Here is a 17,020-nt window from a genome sequence, read left to right on the forward strand (position 1 = left end):
TAGACCCGTAATTAGCAACCACTCATAAACAACGAATTACTAATATCTATTGGCCAGCGGTTAAGAGTGCTACCGGAAATGTTTTAAACAGTTCTGCTACAGGCAGCGAAGGTGCTGCGTTTACAGTGCCTGCGCCCAATACCTGCAGCCATTCCTGCGGTGCGTTGTCCGGCAAAAGTATACTTGTATCCTGCCAAACCTCCTCGCCCAGCGGCTGGCTGTGGCTGCCTATTAAACTTGTCAATAGCAGCGGCACCGCAACCAGCGCCCATTCTCCTTTATGGTGCCGGGCAAAAGCCAGCACATGCTCTTTCTTGGCTCCCTGTACCTGCAGCGGCACGTAGTCGCCTTTGGCAAAAAGCGTCTGCATGTTGCGGCGGGTGGTTAGGGCTTTGTGCAGCAGGTACAGTTTTACCTTGCCGTTTTCAGGGTGATGAAGCAGCTCCTCGTGCAGTTTATCTATACTTTGCTTTTCGGCCTGCTGCATCTCCTGCAGGTAGCGGCGGCGCATGTCATAGTCTACGGGGCGGCGGTTGTCAGGGTCCACCAAGCTCAGGTCCCAGAACTCTGTTCCCTGGTACACATCGGGCACACCGGGGCAGGTCAGTTTTAACAGCGTTTGCCCAAGCGAGTACAGCCAACCGTAATGGGCTACTTTCAAGAAGAAAGGCTGGAAAGAGTGCATAAAGTCCTCGTCCTGCTGCAGCAGCTGGTGCACAAGGTCTCTCATCGCCTGCTCATACTGCTCGTTCGGCGCTGACCAGTCAGATTTGTTTTTTGCCTCGCGCAAGGCTTTCTCCAGATACTCCTGCACCCGCGTGACTAAGGTGTCGTCAGTTTCGCCGGTAAGCGGCACTACGCCCAGCAGCGTCTGCAGCAGAAAGTATAAATCATTCTCAACAGGTTCAGAAGTATACTTTTTAGTGAGTTCCATCCAATGCTGTGCCTTTTTTTGCCACTCCTCTGCTAGCTCAGTCAGTACATTCAGGCGCAGGCGTGCATCTTCTCCGCGTTTGGTGTCGTGGGTGGCGGTGGCGTTAAGAGAGTGCGGGTAGGTGCGCTGGCGGTACTCCATGCGCTCATGGAAGTCCTGCGGCTCCATGTGAAAAATATTCGGGCTGTTGCCTACCTCGTTCAGGGAGATGAGGCGGTTATAGTTGTAGAAGGTGGTATCTTCCACACCCTTGGCAGCAAGCGGGCCAGTAAACTGCTGGCTGCGCATGATAAAGTATAGCTTGTGGTGCTTAGTTTGCTCCGTATCGTCTGGGGCAACGGTAAAGAGGGTGTGCAGGTGCTGCAACTGTTCGGCCAGATCTGGAGCCTGATTGCGGGCTTGTTCAAAAGCCTCATCTACAATTTGCATCTCCTCTTTAGGGATAGGGAAACTGTTGCTGTAGATGCAGTACACAGGCCAGGCCACCAGCAAAGTTGCCAGTGCGTTTCGCCATTGTTCCTCCGGCTCCAGGGGTATAAGCTGGCGCTCCTGCAGCAGGCGCAGCAGGTTCTCCAATTCGCCCTGCATGTAGTTTGTCAGGATGAACATCTTCTTATCGAACACCAACTGCTCATAATCTTCGGCGGCATTGGTAACCAGGTGGCTGTAGGTTTGCGTTACCTGCTCACGGGCCTTGGCGGAAGTATACAGGTTGCTCACCCACGCCAGAAAGTCGTAGCCGCTGTTGCCCTGAATCGGCCAGTTTTCCGGCAGGTGCTCTTCGCCTTCGAGTATTTTCTCCACCACTATGTATTGCTCCGGGCCGGCCAGCTGGCGCAGCCGCTTCAGGTAAGTAACAGGGTCGAAGAGGCCATCCACGTGGTCTACGCGCAGGCCCTGCACCAGCTCCTGGTCGCAGAGCTGTTTGATGAAATGGTGATACTGCTCAAAAACCTCCGGGTGCTCCATGCGCATACAGATCAGGTCGTTCACCGTAAAGAAGCGGCGGTAGTTAATCTGCTTTTCCGTTTCCTGCCAGTGGCAAAGTATGAAGTGCTGTTTCTGCAGTAACTTTCTAAGTTTCTTTTCTTTACCGTTTATACTTTGCAAAACCTGCTCCAGCGCCTGGCGCAGCGCCTCCGACCGATAGATTCTCTTTTTAAAATTGCCCCACGCAGCCGGGTTTATACTTTCCTCGGCCTCATGCAGCGTTAGCTCTTTAAGGCTTTGCTCTGCTTGCGGTGTTGCCTCGGGTTTACCAGAAACCTGCAGCGCCTCTTCCAGCAGGGTGCGGTAACTCGACACGCTGATCGGGTACACGTTATCAAAGTAGTTTAAAGTGATGCCCTTTTCGCTCAGCTTCAGCTCCAGCTGGTTTTGCTCCAGCACCTTGTCCAGCGGCTCTCCCAGAAAAGGCACCATCACCTGTCCGCTAAAATCGGGGTGGTGAAAATCGATGTCGAAGAAAGTATAAAAATGCGACTGCGGCCCCTTCTCCAGCACATCCATCAGCCAGATGTTATCCGGGTGGAAAGCCATGTGGTTAGGCACAATGTCCTGCAGCCAGCCCATTTGGCGGCGCTTCAACTCCAGCGAAATTTCCTGCAGTTCTTTCTGCGTGCCTACTTTGGGGTTGATATCGTAAGGTGCGGTAACGTCGTAGCCGTGCTCGCTGCCGGGGCGGGCGCAGAAAAAAGGAGCCGAATAAATGGTGCTGATACCCAGCTCGTGCAGGTAGGGTATGATTTGCTTTATATCGCTTAGTCTGAACTTTGGCGATGTTTGCACCCGGTAAGTAGCGGATGGTATATATGTCATGTTATACTTTCAGATTGAGGTTTAAGTAGAGTTTTTCGAACTTCTGAGTCCAGGCGGCGGCTTCTTTGTCGCCGAGCTTGCTTAGTTTCTTTAAATCGTAGTAGCCGTCCTGCTGCATCCGGAAAGCGATGTTCTGGGCCTGCCAATAGTCTGTTTCAAGCTTGGAGCCATCCACTACCTCCAGCAGGGCGATGAGCCGGTCCATAGTGGCTATATCCTGCGGATGCACCTTTATTTTTTTCATCATGAGGCCCACGCGCTGCGCCAGGGCAAACTCCAGGTCCTCGTGGTTTAAGGTTACCTTCATGCGCTTGGCCTCTTCCAGCAAACGCTTTATTTCCGGCGCCGATGGTTCCTCCGATTCAAACTCGCGCATCAGGCGCGTGTTTACAATATAATCTACGGTGGTTTGCAATGGGCGCGGCATCTGCATGCCTATGGTTTGTATGGCAGAGATAAGGGAGTAGTTGTTGTCGTATAGTTGCTGGAAATCGTTCTCCAGGCCTTCCATTGTCTGCGCCAGCACCTGATCGAGTATTTTTTTCTGATCATCTTTAAAAAGGTGCCAGAACGAATAATTATGCGATGCGAAATGCTTGTCGAGCAGCATGATCACTTCGCTGACATAGCCGCGGTCGAAGGCTGTTTTTAGTTCCTGCTGCAGCCTGTTGTACTCATCGTGGCTCATAAACTCGCGTACACCGCCAAAAAGCTGGTGGTCGCCGAGGTGCAGCACGCTGTAGGTAATGGTAATTTCCTCCCAGGTTACTTTGCTTTTGATGGTTGCCCTGCCCATGGCCAGCCGCTGCCGTCCTGCCTGTATGTTCTCGTACTCCTCGGAAGCGGCGGTGTAACTGTAAAGCTCCAGCACCTCGGTAAAGTCCTGGAAAAGGGAAGACACCGCGTAGTGGGCACCTACGCGCAGCAGGTCGATCATGGTTGGTTTTACCGTTTTCTGATAAGCTGTTGCGGCATCGCCTCGGTCCTTGTAATTACTCTTGGCAACGCTCAGGCGCTCCGTAAACTCCGGCTCCAGGTCGCGGCTGCCCAGGTCGTGGGCTAGCTGTAGGGCACGGGCGGCGTACAGAATATCCTGCACGGTTTCAATGCCGGTTACCTCATCAAAAAACCAACCGCAGCTGGTGTAAAGCAGCAAGGTGTGGTATTGCATTTCCATCAGTTTCAGGAAACGCACCTGCTCATCTTTGGTCAGCTCCCAAGAAGTATGGCTTTTAATAAAACTGGTCACATTTTTTTCAGAGCGGTCCATGATCACCTGAATATAGTCGTTACGGGCGGCCCAAGGGTCGGCGCTTAGCTTGGTTAGCTCGGCTTCAAAGTATGGGGTAAGCTGGTCCCGCAGCCAATCAAAAGCCTCCCGCACAGGTTTTCGCCATTCCTGGTTCCAACTGGAGTGGCCGCCAGTGTTGCAGCCGCAGTTGCTGCGCCAGCGTTCCACACCGTGGGCGCAACTCCAGGAGCTCGGCTCAATAATCTGGGCTTCGTGCTTGGGAGGGTGTTTGGCCATGTACTCGCCATACACGGTGATCCGTGCCAGTTTCTCCTCTTCAATATGGTTGAGGGCATAAGAAAGCGCCATTTCGCCGAAGCGGTGGTGGTGGCCGTAGGTTTCGCCGTCGGTGGCGATGTGCATGAGCTGCGGCTCTTTGATGGGGTCTTCAAAAGTGCTGCCTAGGCGGCGTGCAAAATCCTCCCCGTGCTCTAAAAGCCCCTCAAAAGCAATCCCCTGCGATACCGGCCCGTCGTAGAAAAACAGCACGATCTCTTTGCCCGAAGCCAGTTTGCATAGGTAAGGCCGGCGCGGGTTTATCTGGGCACCTTCGGCGTTGGTCCATTCTTTGTCCCCTATTTTGCGGAAGGCCTTTGCCTGGTAAGGCGACAGGATGGTAAACTTGATGCCATGCTCGGCCAGCACTTCCAAGGTTTGTACATCTGCTGCCGTCTCGGCCAGCCACATGCCCTCCGGGTCGCGGTTAAAGCGTTTTTTAAAGTCATAAATGCCCCAAATCACCTGTGTGTGCTTGTCGCGCTCGTTGGCAAGCGGCATAATGATGTGGTTGTATACCTGCGCAATAGCCGAGCCGTGGCCAGAGAAGCGTTTCATACTTTGCTTGTCTGCGTCCAGTATCGCCTGGTACGTTTCCGGATCTTTCTTCTGCATCCACTCCAGCAGGGTAGGGCCAAAATTAAAGCTGATGTAGCTGTAATTGTTGATGATATCCACGATGTTGCCTTTGCCGTTAAGTATGCGCGAGGCAGAGTTACGGGCATAGCACTCATCAGAAATCCGGTCGTTCCAGTCGTGGTAGGGCGCTGCGGACTCCTGCAGCTCCACCTCATTTAGCCATGGGTTCTCGCGCGGGGGCTGGTAAAAGTGCCCGTGTATGCAGATATACTTGGTCATACTTTAAAACTGTTGTTGAAGTATAAGTACAGATTTTGGCGGCAGTGTTACCTCAGCTTTTTGCTCCAGCACATCAGGCAGCTCGCTTCCGCTGCCGCCCCATTCCGCAGCCGCTGAGTGAAGTATAGTTTTCCAGTTGCCGGTATTTTCTTCAGGCTGAGCCAGGTTTATACTTTGAGCAGAATCGTGCAGGTTAAAGAGGCAGTACAGGTACGGCTCCTTCGTCTGGTGGATGAGGTGGAGCACCTTTTCGTCGCTGATTTGCGCCAGCACTTTGCTTTTGTCTGGTTTGGATAAGGCAGCGGTGTTTTTACGTAGCTGAAGCAGGCGTTTGTAGAATTCGCGCAACTGGTTCTGCTGCGTATTTTCTGTGTAGCTTCGGCTGAGCTTAGATTGGTTAAATGTTTTCTCGCTCTGCGGGTCCGGGGCCTCGCCCTGCCAGGCAAACGACTTAAACTCTTCGCGGCGGCCTTTGCGCACAGCCTCAATCAAAGCCTTGTCGCCGTGGCTTACAAAGTATAAAAACGGATTCTTCTCCCCGTATTCCTCTCCCATAAACAGCATGGGCAGGTAAGGCGAAAGTATAACCAGGCCGGCCACTGCTTTCAGCGTTTCAAAATCAACCAAATCCGAAAGTCGCTCGCCCAACATGCGGTTGCCCACCTGGTCGTGGTTCTGGGAGCAAACCACAAACTGCTCGGCACGGTTATCTTCGGTGCTGTTGCCAAACGTGCGGTGGCGATGCTCTGAGTACAAGCCGTCATACACAAAAGCCTTTTTCATGACCTTTGCCAGCTGATCCTGCGTACCGAAACCTACGTAATAGCCTTCCTGTTCGCCGGTTACCATCGCATGTATTACATGGTGAAAATCATCGCTCCACTGTGCATCCAATCCATAACCGCCGCGCTCCATCGAGTTTATCAGGCGCACATCGTTCAGGTCGCTTTCGGCGATAAGTATAAAGTCGCGGCCTACCTGGTCTTCGAGTTCCTGCACGTGTTCCTGCAGCTCCTGCAGAAAATGCTTGGCGCCCATGTCGTAAATCGCGTGCACGGCATCCAGGCGCAGGGCATCAATGTGGTAGTCGCGCAGCCACATCAGGGCGTTCTGAATAAAATAGTTGCGCACGGCGTCGGAGTGGTTGTCGTCAAAATTAAGGGCAGATCCCCAGGGCGTTTTATACTTGTCAGTGAAGTATGGGCCGAAGTCGTGGAGGTAGTTGCCTTCCGGGCCCATGTGGTTGTACACCACATCCAGTACCACGGCTAGCCCTTGCTCGTGGCAGGCGTTTACCAGTTTCTTCAGCCCTTCGGGGCCGCCGTAAGAGTTCTGCACAGCAAATGGCAGTACGCCATCGTAGCCCCAGTTGCGGCTGCCCGGAAACTGCGCCACCGGCATCAGCTCGATGGCTGTTATGCCAAGCTCCTTTAGCTCCGGCAGGCGTTCAATCATACTTTCGAAAGTGCCCTCCGGGGTAAAAGTGCCCACGTGCAGCTCATAGATGATATACTGGTGCAGCGGCAGGTTTTTCCATTTTTTGTCCGTCCAGGTAAAGGAGGTGTGGTCTACCACTTCAGAGGCTTTGTGCACACCCTCAGGCTGGAAATGTGAAGCCGGGTCAGGGCGTTCTGTTTCTTCATCCAGCATCACCGTGTAGCGGGTGCCGGGGTTGGCGAACTCGCTCAGGGCGGTCCAGTAGCCCATGGCCTCGCGCTGCAGCGGTACTTGTATAGGTTCTGGTTTATGTAAAAGTATATGTACCTGCTTGGCATTTGGTGCCCAAACAGTAAAAACGGTTCCTTTTTTATCAGCGGAGTACTGCGCTCCTATTTGTCTAAGTATGGCCATATAATCAGGGATTTACTCAGCACGTTTTAACTCACTTTAGGCGTATTAGGTTGTGCATTTCTAACAGGTCTGCAAGTATGTGAAATTAAATTTTTTCGAGGATTTGCGCCATAACACAGGCTGCTGACAGAGACCTGAAAAAGAAACAGGTATATAAGGCGAAACATATTTATATTAGATGGGGTACGTACAACGGTTAAAGTATAAGTATATCTTAATGGAACAGCTCGAAGGAACAAAACGGATTGTTATTGAAAATGTAAAACCTCAGATCAACTGCGGCAGGTATCCGGCCAAACGTGTGGTAGAGGAGGAACTGGTTGTAACCGCCGATGTGTTTGCCGATGGCCACGACGAGGTGAAAGCCAGACTGCTATACCGCCACTCCCGCAGGAAAAAGTGGAATGAGGTGCCGATGGAGTTTTTAGGAAATGACCGCTGGCAAGGCTCTTTTACACCGGATGCCATGGGCCGTTTTGAATATACAATCGAAGGCTGGGTGGATCATTTCTACAGCTGGCAGAAAGGGCTGAAGAAAAAGTTTGAAGCCAACCAGGATATTACCGTTGAGCTGCAGATAGGCGCCCAGTTGATGGAGGCCGCTGCCGAGAAATCCAAGCCGGGGCAGCAGAAGCGCCTGCGCAAATGGGCAGAGCAGCTGCGCCACAGCCAGTCGCATGCCGAGGATGTTGCCTTTGCCACCGGCAGCGATGTGAGCGAGCTGATGCACGCCTGCTGCGAGAAAGAGAACGTAACAACGTATGATAAAATCCTGCAGCTGGATGTGGAGCGGCAAAAAGCGCTCTTCAGCGCCTGGTACGAGTTCTTTCCGAGGTCTAGTGCGCAGGAGGCCGGCAAGCATGGCACTTTTCAAGACTGCATACGTCTGTTGCCACGCATCTCCGAGATGGGTTTCGATACTATTTACCTGCCGCCTATCCACCCGATTGGACATGCTTTCCGGAAAGGTAAGAATAACTCTGTAACCTCTGAGCCAGGTGAGCCAGGCTCGCCGTGGGCTATTGGCGCTGCAGAGGGCGGGCACGACGCCATACTTCCTGAGCTGGGCACACTGGATGAGTTCCGGGAGTTTGTGCACCAGGCGCGGGAGCATGGGCTGGAAGTTGCCCTGGACTTTGCCATCCAATGTTCTCAGGATCACCCTTACGTAAAAGAGCATCCGCAGTGGTTTAAATGGCGCCCCGACGGTACGGTGCAGTATGCCGAGAACCCACCCAAAAAATACCAGGATGTGCTGCCGGTAAACTTCGAAACCGAGGATTGGCCAAACCTGTGGCGTGAACTGCGGCGCGTGCTCTTCCACTGGATTGAGCAAGGCGTGTTTGTGTTCCGGGTTGATAACCCGCACACCAAAGCCTTCAGCTTCTGGGAGTGGGTGATAGCAGAGATTCACAAACAGTATCCGCAGGTCATTTTCCTGAGCGAGGCTTTTACCCGTCCGCGCGTGATGGAGCGACTGGCTAAGATCGGTTTCACGCAATCTTATACATACTACACCTGGCGCAACTCCGCAGAGGAGATAAAGCAGTACATGACGGAGCTGACGCAGACAGAGCTGCGCGAGTACTTCCGCCCGAACTTTTGGCCAAACACACCCGATATTCTCCCTTCTGCCCTGCAGGAGGGCGGTGAACCCGCGCACATTACGCGTGTGGTGATGGCGGCGACACTCTCCTCCAACTACGGCCTCTACGGCCCCGTGTATGAGTTCGGTATTAACCAGGCAGTGCCGGGTAAGGAAGAGTATTACGACTCCGAGAAGTATGAGGTGAAGCACTGGGACTGGGGCAAGCTGACGAAAATACGGGAGGTGATCACGCTCATCAACAAAATCCGGAAGGTAAACCCGGCCCTGCAAACCACCTGGAACATACACTTCGGCGACTGCGACAACCAAGCCATACTTAGCTATGTGAAGTGGAGCAGCGACTATAAAAACAAGATACTCGTAGTGGTTAACCTAGACCCGCACCAGACCCAAAGCGGTTGGGTAAAAGTGCCGCTCTGGAAGCTGAAAATGAAACCGGACAAGCAGTACATGGTGCACGACCTGCTAACTGAGCGTAAATATACCTGGACCGGCGAGTTTAATTTCGTGGAGCTGCGGCCGAACGAAATGCCAGTGCACGTTTTCCGTATAGAGGAAGCCAGCCCTGGCATGGGGCACGATAATTTAGACGATACCTGGCTGCCATCAGAGCACCACACCAACGAATAAAAGAACCCTTTTGACCACAACTATGGCTGACGAAAAATTCGAGCTTGACGACAACATCCATTGGTATAAAGACGCCATCATTTACGAACTGCACATAAAAGCCTTTAAAGATGGCAACGGCGACGGCATCGGTGATTTTAAAGGTCTGATGCAGAAGCTGGATTACCTCGAAGACTTGGGAGTAACTGCTATCTGGCTGCTACCTTTTTACCCATCGCCCCTCCGCGACGACGGCTACGATATTGCCGATTATCTGAGCATTAACCCAAGCTACGGGGTGATGCAGGACTTTAAGATTTTTGTGCGCGAAGCGCATAAGCGCGGGCTGAAGGTGATTACGGAGCTGGTTATAAACCACACTTCCGACCAGCATCCTTGGTTCCAGCGGGCGCGTCGGGCAAAAAAAGGCTCAAAGTACAGGGATTGGTATGTGTGGAGCGATGACCCGAACAAGTATAAGGATGTGCGTATCATTTTTACAGATACCGAGCAAAGTAACTGGAGCTGGGACCCTGTGGCCGAACAATACTACTGGCACCGTTTCTTCTCGCACCAGCCCGACCTGAATTACGACAACCCAGCCGTGCAGAAGGAGGTGTTTAAGGTGCTCGATTACTGGTTTGATTTAGGCGTGGATGGTTTCCGTTTGGATGCCGTGCCATACTTGTTTGAGCGCGAAGGAACCAACGGTGAAAACCTGCCCGAAACCCACCAGTTCTTAAAGAAGCTGCGCGCACACGTAGACCAGAAGCATACCGGGAAACTGCTGTTAGCGGAAGCAAACATGTGGCCCGAAGACTCTGCCTCCTACTTTGGCGATGGCGATGAGTGCCACATGAACTACCACTTCCCGATCATGCCGCGCCTGTTTATGTCTTTAAAGATGGAGGATCGTTACCCGATTATCGATATCTTTAACCAGACACCGGCCATTCCGGAAAGCTGCCAATGGGCCATGTTCCTGCGCAACCACGATGAGCTGACGCTGGAAATGGTGACCGACGAGGAGCGTGACTACATGTACAAAGTATACACCAAGGACCCGATGGCCCGCATTAACCTGGGTATACGCCACCGCCTGGCCCCGCTGCTGGGCAACGACCGCGCGAAGATAGAGCTGATGAACGTGCTGCTCTTCTCGATGCGCGGAACGCCAGTGGTATACTATGGCGACGAGATTGGGATGGGCGATAACTACTACCTCGGCGACCGCGATGGCGTGCGTACCCCGATGCAGTGGAACGATAACCGTAACGCAGGATTCTCCGATGCCAATCCGCAGAAACTGTACCTGCCTGTCATCATCGACCCTGAGTATAAGTATGAATCTATCAACGTAGATACACAAAACCATAACAGCAACTCGCTGCTCTGGTGGATGCGCCGCACCATTAACATGCGCAAGCGCTACAAAGCGTTTGGCCGCGGGAGTATAAAATTCCTGAACCCGAGCAACTCCAAAGTGTTGGCTTTTGTGCGCGAGTACGAGGACGAAACCATACTTGTAATCGCCAACTTATCGCGCTTCCCAGAGGCAGTGGAACTGGACCTGCACGAGTACAAAGGCTATGTGCCGATGGAGGTTTTCAGCAAAAATAAGTTTCCGTCCATCAAAGATGATGCTTACCTGTTTACAATCGGCGGCCACGGCTATTACTGGATGGAGCTGCGCCCGCAGGAGGTAGTGCAGGAGTCTGAAAAGGACCAGGCAAGGCCAGCTATGAAAATGGGAAGCCTGAAGCAGCCGCTCGATTCCCGTATCCTGCGTGAGTTGGAAAGCCGCGTACTGCCGCAGTACATCTGGCAGCGCCGCTGGTTCGGAGGCAAGGCCCGCACGTTGCAGCGCATGCAGATACTGCAAAGTATACCGCTCCCTTTAAGTAAGGGTGGCGCAGCGCTGTTGTTTGTGGAGGTCAGCTACAACGAAGGGCTTCCGGAAGTATACCAGCTGCCTATAGCGTTTGCCACCGGCGAGCAGGAGCAGGATCTGCGCGACCACAACCCTAACGCCATTATTAGCCGCGTAAGTATAGACGGCAAAGACGGTGTGCTGTATGACGCCCTCTACAGTGAGGATTTTCGTCAGATGCTGCTGCAGCTAATTTCGCGACGCAAAAAGCTACGCCACGACGGCGCAGAACTGGTTGGTTACAGCCACCGGGGTGTCAGCACTGAGATTCGTAGCTCAGAAAGTCCGTTAACCTCTAAAATTTTATCTGCCGAGCAAAGCAACACCTCCATCATTTACAACAATACCTTCTTTATGAAGGTGTACCGTAAACTGGACCGCACCCTGAACCCGGATGTGGAAGTGGTGCAGATGCTGACGGATAAGGTAGGCTATGGCCATGTGCCGCGCTTCCTGGGGTCGCTGGAGCATCAGGAGGGGAACAAGCCCCCTATGGTGCTGATGATGCTGCAGGAACTGGTGCCTAACCAAGGCGATGCCTGGACTTATATGGGCGACGCTTTAAAAAGGCTCTATGAACGCCTGCAAACGCAAACAGACCGTGTGAAGGTTAGTGCGGTTTCGGGCTCACTTTCCAGGCCGCTGGCATTCTCAGAGATTCCGGAGGAGGTGCAGTTGCAGATTGGTGGTGCCCATGTAGAGCGCGTGGAACTGCTGGGGCAGCGTACCGCAGAAATGCACCTGGCGCTAGGCTCTATTACTGATAGCAAGGACTTTACCCCGGAGAATTTCTCGCTGCACTACCAGCGTTCGCTGTACTCATCGCTAACCTCTTTGGTGCGCAGCAACTTTGATAGCTTGCAGAAACACCTGCCAGGTTTGCCGGAGCATGTGCGCGGCGAGGCAGAGGAAGTGCTGCAGATGCGAGGCGAGATTCTGGAGCGCCTGAAAATGATCTTTTCCCATAAAATCGATACACAGAAAATCCGCACGCACGGCGACTACCATTTAGGGCAGGTGCTGTTTACAGGCAAGGATTTCTACATTATTGACTTTGAGGGTGAACCGGCACGCTCCTTTAGTGAGCGCCGCCTGAAGCGGTCAGCACTGCGCGATGTGGCAGGCATGATCCGCTCTTTCCACTATGCCGCTTATAGCGCCCTCTTCCAGGAAGAAGGGCTTCGTAAAGAAGATGTGGACTACCTGGAGGCTTGGGCCGAGCAGTGGTACCACTACGCAAGCGGCTTCTACATGCACAGCTACCTGGGTAAAACCATGGGCACCGGCATTGTGCCGGCCAAGGAAGAGGACTTTGAGATCCTGATACATACTTTCTTGTTAGAGAAGGCTATCTATGAGCTGGGCTATGAACTGAATAACCGTCCGGATTGGGTGCTCATCCCTATCAGAGGCATTAAGTACATCATGAAAAAGTATAAGAATGGCTAAGAGAAAAGAAAGCATATCCCCCGAGACCAACGATACTAGCAAAGCAACGGACGCTGCTAAAGCTAAAAATGCTACTTCCCGCAAAAAGAAGGAAGAGCCAATGGCAGCTGAGGAGGCGAAGGCAGAGGCTAAAGCCAAGCGTACCCGCAAAAAAGCGACGGATGCGCCCGCAGCAGAAGCGGGAGCACCTGCAACAGCGTCTTCCAAAAAGCGCGGGAGACCCAAAAAGTCTGAAGGCGGTGAGCAAGAGGTTCCGGTGCAGGTAGCGTTTAAAGGCGGTGTGCAGGAGGTGGTGAAGGCAAAAACCCGCGGGCGCGCTAAAAGTGCGTCTGCCACCGAGGTAAAAGAGACTGCCCAAGTTATTGCTCCAGATCAGCAGCAGGATCAGCCGGTGTGGTATGCCAGTCTTTTCACGGATTTTGATATCTACCTATTTAAGGAAGGCAAGCATTTTAGCCTGTACCTCAAGCTAGGGTCGCACCCGATGGAGCTGCAGGGGCGGCAGGGAACTTACTTTGCTGTTTGGGCTCCAAACGCTGATCAGGTATCGGTAATGGGAGAGTTTAACGGCTGGAGCCGCGAAAACCACCAGTTGCACGTACGCCACGACGGCTCCGGTATTTGGGAGGGTTTTGTGCCTGAAGTACAAGCCGGTATGATGTATAAATACCACATCAAATCTAAGTATCACCTGTACCATGTGGAGAAGAGCGACCCGTTTGCTTTCTGCCGTGAAGTGCCGCCTCAAACTGCCTCCATAGTTAGCGAGCTAAAGTATGAGTGGCAGGACCAGGCTTGGATTGATGAGCGTAAAAGTAAGGCCGGAAAGCCGCAGCCGTTTAGCGTATACGAACTGCACCTGGGCTCGTGGCGCCGCAAACCTGAAGATAACAACCGGCCGCTTACCTACCGGGAGTTGGCTGAGGAACTGCCAGAGTATATAAAGAACCTCGGGTTTACGCACGTGGAATTTATGCCGGTTATGTACCACCCGTTCAGCGGATCGTGGGGCTATCAGATAACAGGATACTTTGCCGCACACAGCCTGCTTGGTTCACCTGAAGACTTGATGCACCTGATTGATGTGCTGCATCAGCATGGCATCGGTGTCATTATGGACTGGGTTCCGTCACACTTTCCTTCGGATGAGCACGGTCTGGCATACTTTGACGGCACGCATCTTTTTGAGCACGCAGACCCTAGAAAAGGCTTCCATCCCGACTGGAACAGCTACATCTTTAACTATGGCCGCAACGAGGTACGTTCTTTCCTGATCAGCAACGCGCTTTTCTGGCTGGATAAATACCATGTGGACGGGCTGCGTGTAGATGCTGTGGCCTCTATGCTATACTTAGATTACAGCCGCAAAGAAGGCGAATGGATACCGAACGAGCATGGCGGACGCGAGAACCTGGAGGCAATTTCCTTGCTAAAAGATTTTAACCACGCAGTGCATGATAACTTCCCGGAAGTACTAACGATAGCGGAAGAATCAACGGCTTGGCCAGCGGTGACGGGTCCTGTAGAGAATGGCGGTCTTGGCTTTGACATGAAATGGATGATGGGGTGGATGCACGATTCGCTGCACTATTTTTCTAAAGATCCTGTCTATCGCCGCTATCATCAGGGTGAGATTACATTTAGCCTTGTGTATGCTTTTTCAGAGAAATTTATGTTGCCACTGTCGCATGATGAAGTGGTGCACGGTAAAGGTTCGCTGCTAGGCAAGATGCCGGGAGATGAGTGGCAGCGCTTTGCTAATTTACGCGCACTGTACGCTTACATGTACGCTCACCCTGGTGGCAAACTCATGTTTATGGGCGGTGAAATTGCGCAGGCCACCGAGTGGAACCATGATAGTAGCCTGGACTGGCACTTACTGCAGTATGCTCCTCACCAAGGGATACAGCAGCTCCTGAGTGAACTCAATGCCATTTATAAAGCAGAACCCGCTATGTACTGGCACAGTTTCAGCCCCGAAGGTTTCCAGTGGGTAGACATGAACGATGCGCACAACTCCGTAGTGAGTTTTCTGCGCAAAGGAGACAATCCGCAAGAGGAGATACTGGTGATCTGTAATTTTACGCCGGCGCTGCACGAGCATTACCGTATCGGGACTCCGCATGCAGGCAAATGGGCGCAGATCTTTAACTCAGACGACAGACGGTATGGCGGAAGCGACGCGCATAATATGGAGCCGGTTCACACAGAACCTGAGCCGTTTCATGGGCATCCATACTCTCTTACTGTTAAACTGCCGCCAATGGCAGTAGTATACTTTAAGCTGGTAAACGGAGATTAAAGATTAGTATAAAAATAAAAATAGAGCCGCCGCAAAGATTAACTTATACTTTGCGGCGGCTCCTTTTTTATAACTGTGTGTGGCTGATCAAAGCCAACTATTCAGAAACGCTATTTACCCTTGCGCAGAGGAAAGAACCTGCGCAGACTTACCTGCCGTTCATTCTCGCCCTGAGGCAAGTCAATGTCTGAAACAGAGCGGACATCTTCCACAGAATAAAAAGCCTGCGGGTTGTAATCACGGATAATGTCGAGGACGTGCTGTAGCTTTTTGCGCTTTACGATCAGGAAAAGCAGGTTTACTTTGCCGCGCGTGCCCCGGGCATCAATACAGGTAAACCGGTAGCCATAACCAGCTAGTATGTCAATCAGCTTGTTGGCAGGCTCTACTGTTATAACGCGTACTACCATTTGGCCCAGCGCCAGCTTCTGCTCTACACGCAACCCCAGGAAATTACCCATGGCAAACCCCCCGGCCCAAGCCAGGTAAGAAGCCACATTGCTCAGGTTTTCCATGACTTGTGTAATAGCTACAAGCCAGATCAACACCTCCAGAAAACCCAGTAAGGGTGCCACAATCTTATCTCCTTTAGAGATAAAAACAATGCGCAGCGTGCCAAGGGTAACATCACAGATGCGGGCAAGAAAAATAAGGGTAGGTATGATAACCCAGTCTACTATTGCTGGGTCTATGCCTTCAAAAAAATCCATAGGGTTATACTTTTAAATGGGCAGCCTCAAGTTACGAAAGCTCAGCCAAAGGGGGTAATTTATCTCCCACAAACTCGCTGCGTGTTCTGGGCAGCGCCTCCGGGTAATTCCGCTGTATAAAGTTAACAAGCTGTTCGCGCACGTAGCAGCGCAAATCCCAGGCAGTGGCCGAATCCTGCGCACTCATAAGCGCACGTAGCTCCAGGGTACGCTCTTTAGAGTCTGTTACCTGCAGCACCGATACCTGTTTGTTCCATAAGTTGGTGGCGGCAAGTACCTGTTCAAACTCTTTTCTTAGGGGCTCGATGGGCATGGTATAGTCTGTGTAGAGGTACACGGATGCAAGTATATCGGAGCCGGTGCGGGTCCAATTCTGAAACGGCTTCTGTATAAAATAGTTGAGCGGCAGAATCATGCGGCGGTTGTCCCACAGCTTCAGCACGACATAAGTCAGGGTGATTTCTTCTACGCGCCCAAACTCATTTTCCACCACCAACACATCGTCCAGACGAATAGGCTGTGTGAAGGCAATCTGGAGGCCAGCCAACAAGTTAGCAATAGATGTTTGCGCTGCAAACCCAATTACTACACCCGCAACACCCGCCGAGGTAAGCAAGCCTGTGCCAAGTTTGCGCACCGGTTCGAAACTCAGAAGTACAAGTGCCACGGCCAGGAAAATAATGGTAACTACAGTGACTTTGCGCAGAAACTGCAACTGCGTTATTAGCCTTCGCTCGCGTATGTTATCCGGTTTTTGCTCAATGTTATACTTTTTTCGGACCAGATCGCGGGCAACATCCGTCAGCTTTATCAGTATCCAAGCAAAGGCAACAATATTCAGAATCTCTATTAGGCGGCGCAGGTTTCGCACCAGTGCTTCAGGGTAAGGCAAGGCCGGAAGCGCAATTGAAACAAACAGCAGAGGTATAAACAGTGCCAGCGGCTTGTTTAAATGTTTGGTAATCGATTTAAAGAAGTAAGGGTTTTCACGGCGGTTATAGATGTTCAGTACCTTAAAGATCAGGTACTTTGTAATAATCCCTGCCACCACAGCCACAGCCACCACAGCAAGTCCGCCAAGAAGGTCCTCAAACTGTTCGTGCCAAGCTTTTAAGTATTCCATTCGTATTCATAAAAATCACTCTGTGAAGGGAGATACTCTTTATAGCTGCCAAGGGTTATGGGCAGGCACTGACACCATAAGTTGTAGAAGAGTTTATTTCTTAATAGATATTTACCTATATTAGAGAACGTGAGGCGTTGATTTTACGTATGGGAGGTAGGTTGATGTGTGTCAACCGCTGGAGATAAACTTATACCCCGGCATACAGCCGCAGTTCCTATCTGCGCCTGAACATTTGCTGCGCTGCCTGCCGGGGAAAA

8 protein-coding genes are annotated in these 17,020 nt (G+C 52.0%); 3 read left to right on the plus strand and 5 right to left on the minus strand.

What is annotated here, in order from left to right; all coding sequences use genetic code 11:
* Positions 1-46: 46 nt before the first annotated feature.
* The 3 genes from treY to treZ are packed head-to-tail and all read right to left on the minus strand — an operon-like array spanning position 47 to position 7,028.
* On the minus strand, positions 47-2,752 hold the full coding sequence (treY, locus tag Q1B04_RS00710) for a malto-oligosyltrehalose synthase (RefSeq protein WP_299754362.1): 2,706 nt from the start codon (positions 2,750-2,752) through the stop codon (positions 47-49).
* A gap of 1 nt (position 2,753) precedes the next feature.
* Positions 2,754-5,177: a DUF3536 domain-containing protein gene (locus Q1B04_RS00715; RefSeq protein WP_299754364.1), complete on the minus strand. Its 2,424-nt coding sequence runs from the start codon at positions 5,175-5,177 to the stop codon at positions 2,754-2,756.
* Positions 5,178-5,180: 3 nt separating this feature from the next.
* Positions 5,181-7,028, minus strand: a complete 1,848-nt coding sequence (treZ, locus tag Q1B04_RS00720) for a malto-oligosyltrehalose trehalohydrolase (RefSeq protein ID WP_299754366.1) — start codon at positions 7,026-7,028, stop codon at positions 5,181-5,183.
* Positions 7,029-7,245: 217 nt separating this feature from the next.
* On the opposite strand from treZ, the gene Q1B04_RS00725 reads away from it, so the two are divergent.
* From Q1B04_RS00725 to glgB, 3 genes are read left to right on the plus strand one after another with little or no spacing between them, the layout of a single operon-like run.
* Complete coding sequence (locus Q1B04_RS00725) at positions 7,246-9,267, plus strand: alpha-1,4-glucan--maltose-1-phosphate maltosyltransferase (RefSeq protein WP_299754368.1); 2,022 nt, start codon at positions 7,246-7,248, stop codon at positions 9,265-9,267.
* A gap of 22 nt (positions 9,268-9,289) precedes the next feature.
* Positions 9,290-12,625: a maltose alpha-D-glucosyltransferase gene (gene treS, locus Q1B04_RS00730; RefSeq protein ID WP_299754370.1), complete on the plus strand. Its 3,336-nt coding sequence runs from the start codon at positions 9,290-9,292 to the stop codon at positions 12,623-12,625.
* Positions 12,618-14,927, plus strand: coding sequence for a 1,4-alpha-glucan branching protein GlgB (glgB, locus tag Q1B04_RS00735; protein ID WP_299754372.1), 2,310 nt, complete (start codon positions 12,618-12,620; stop codon positions 14,925-14,927). Before treS ends, glgB begins: the two co-directional genes overlap by 8 nt.
* 110 nt (positions 14,928-15,037) lie before the next feature.
* Here the strand turns inward: glgB and Q1B04_RS00740 are convergent, their stop codons facing one another.
* Positions 15,038-15,637 (minus strand): DUF2179 domain-containing protein, encoded by a 600-nt coding sequence (locus Q1B04_RS00740; protein ID WP_299754374.1) that lies wholly within the window; start codon positions 15,635-15,637, stop codon positions 15,038-15,040.
* Between the two features lie 31 nt (positions 15,638-15,668).
* Positions 15,669-16,760: a mechanosensitive ion channel domain-containing protein gene (locus Q1B04_RS00745; RefSeq protein WP_299754376.1), complete on the minus strand. Its 1,092-nt coding sequence runs from the start codon at positions 16,758-16,760 to the stop codon at positions 15,669-15,671.
* Positions 16,761-17,020: the final 260 nt, after the last annotated feature.

The organism is uncultured Pontibacter sp., from assembly GCF_947495565.1.
Taxonomy (GTDB): domain Bacteria; phylum Bacteroidota; class Bacteroidia; order Cytophagales; family Hymenobacteraceae; genus Pontibacter.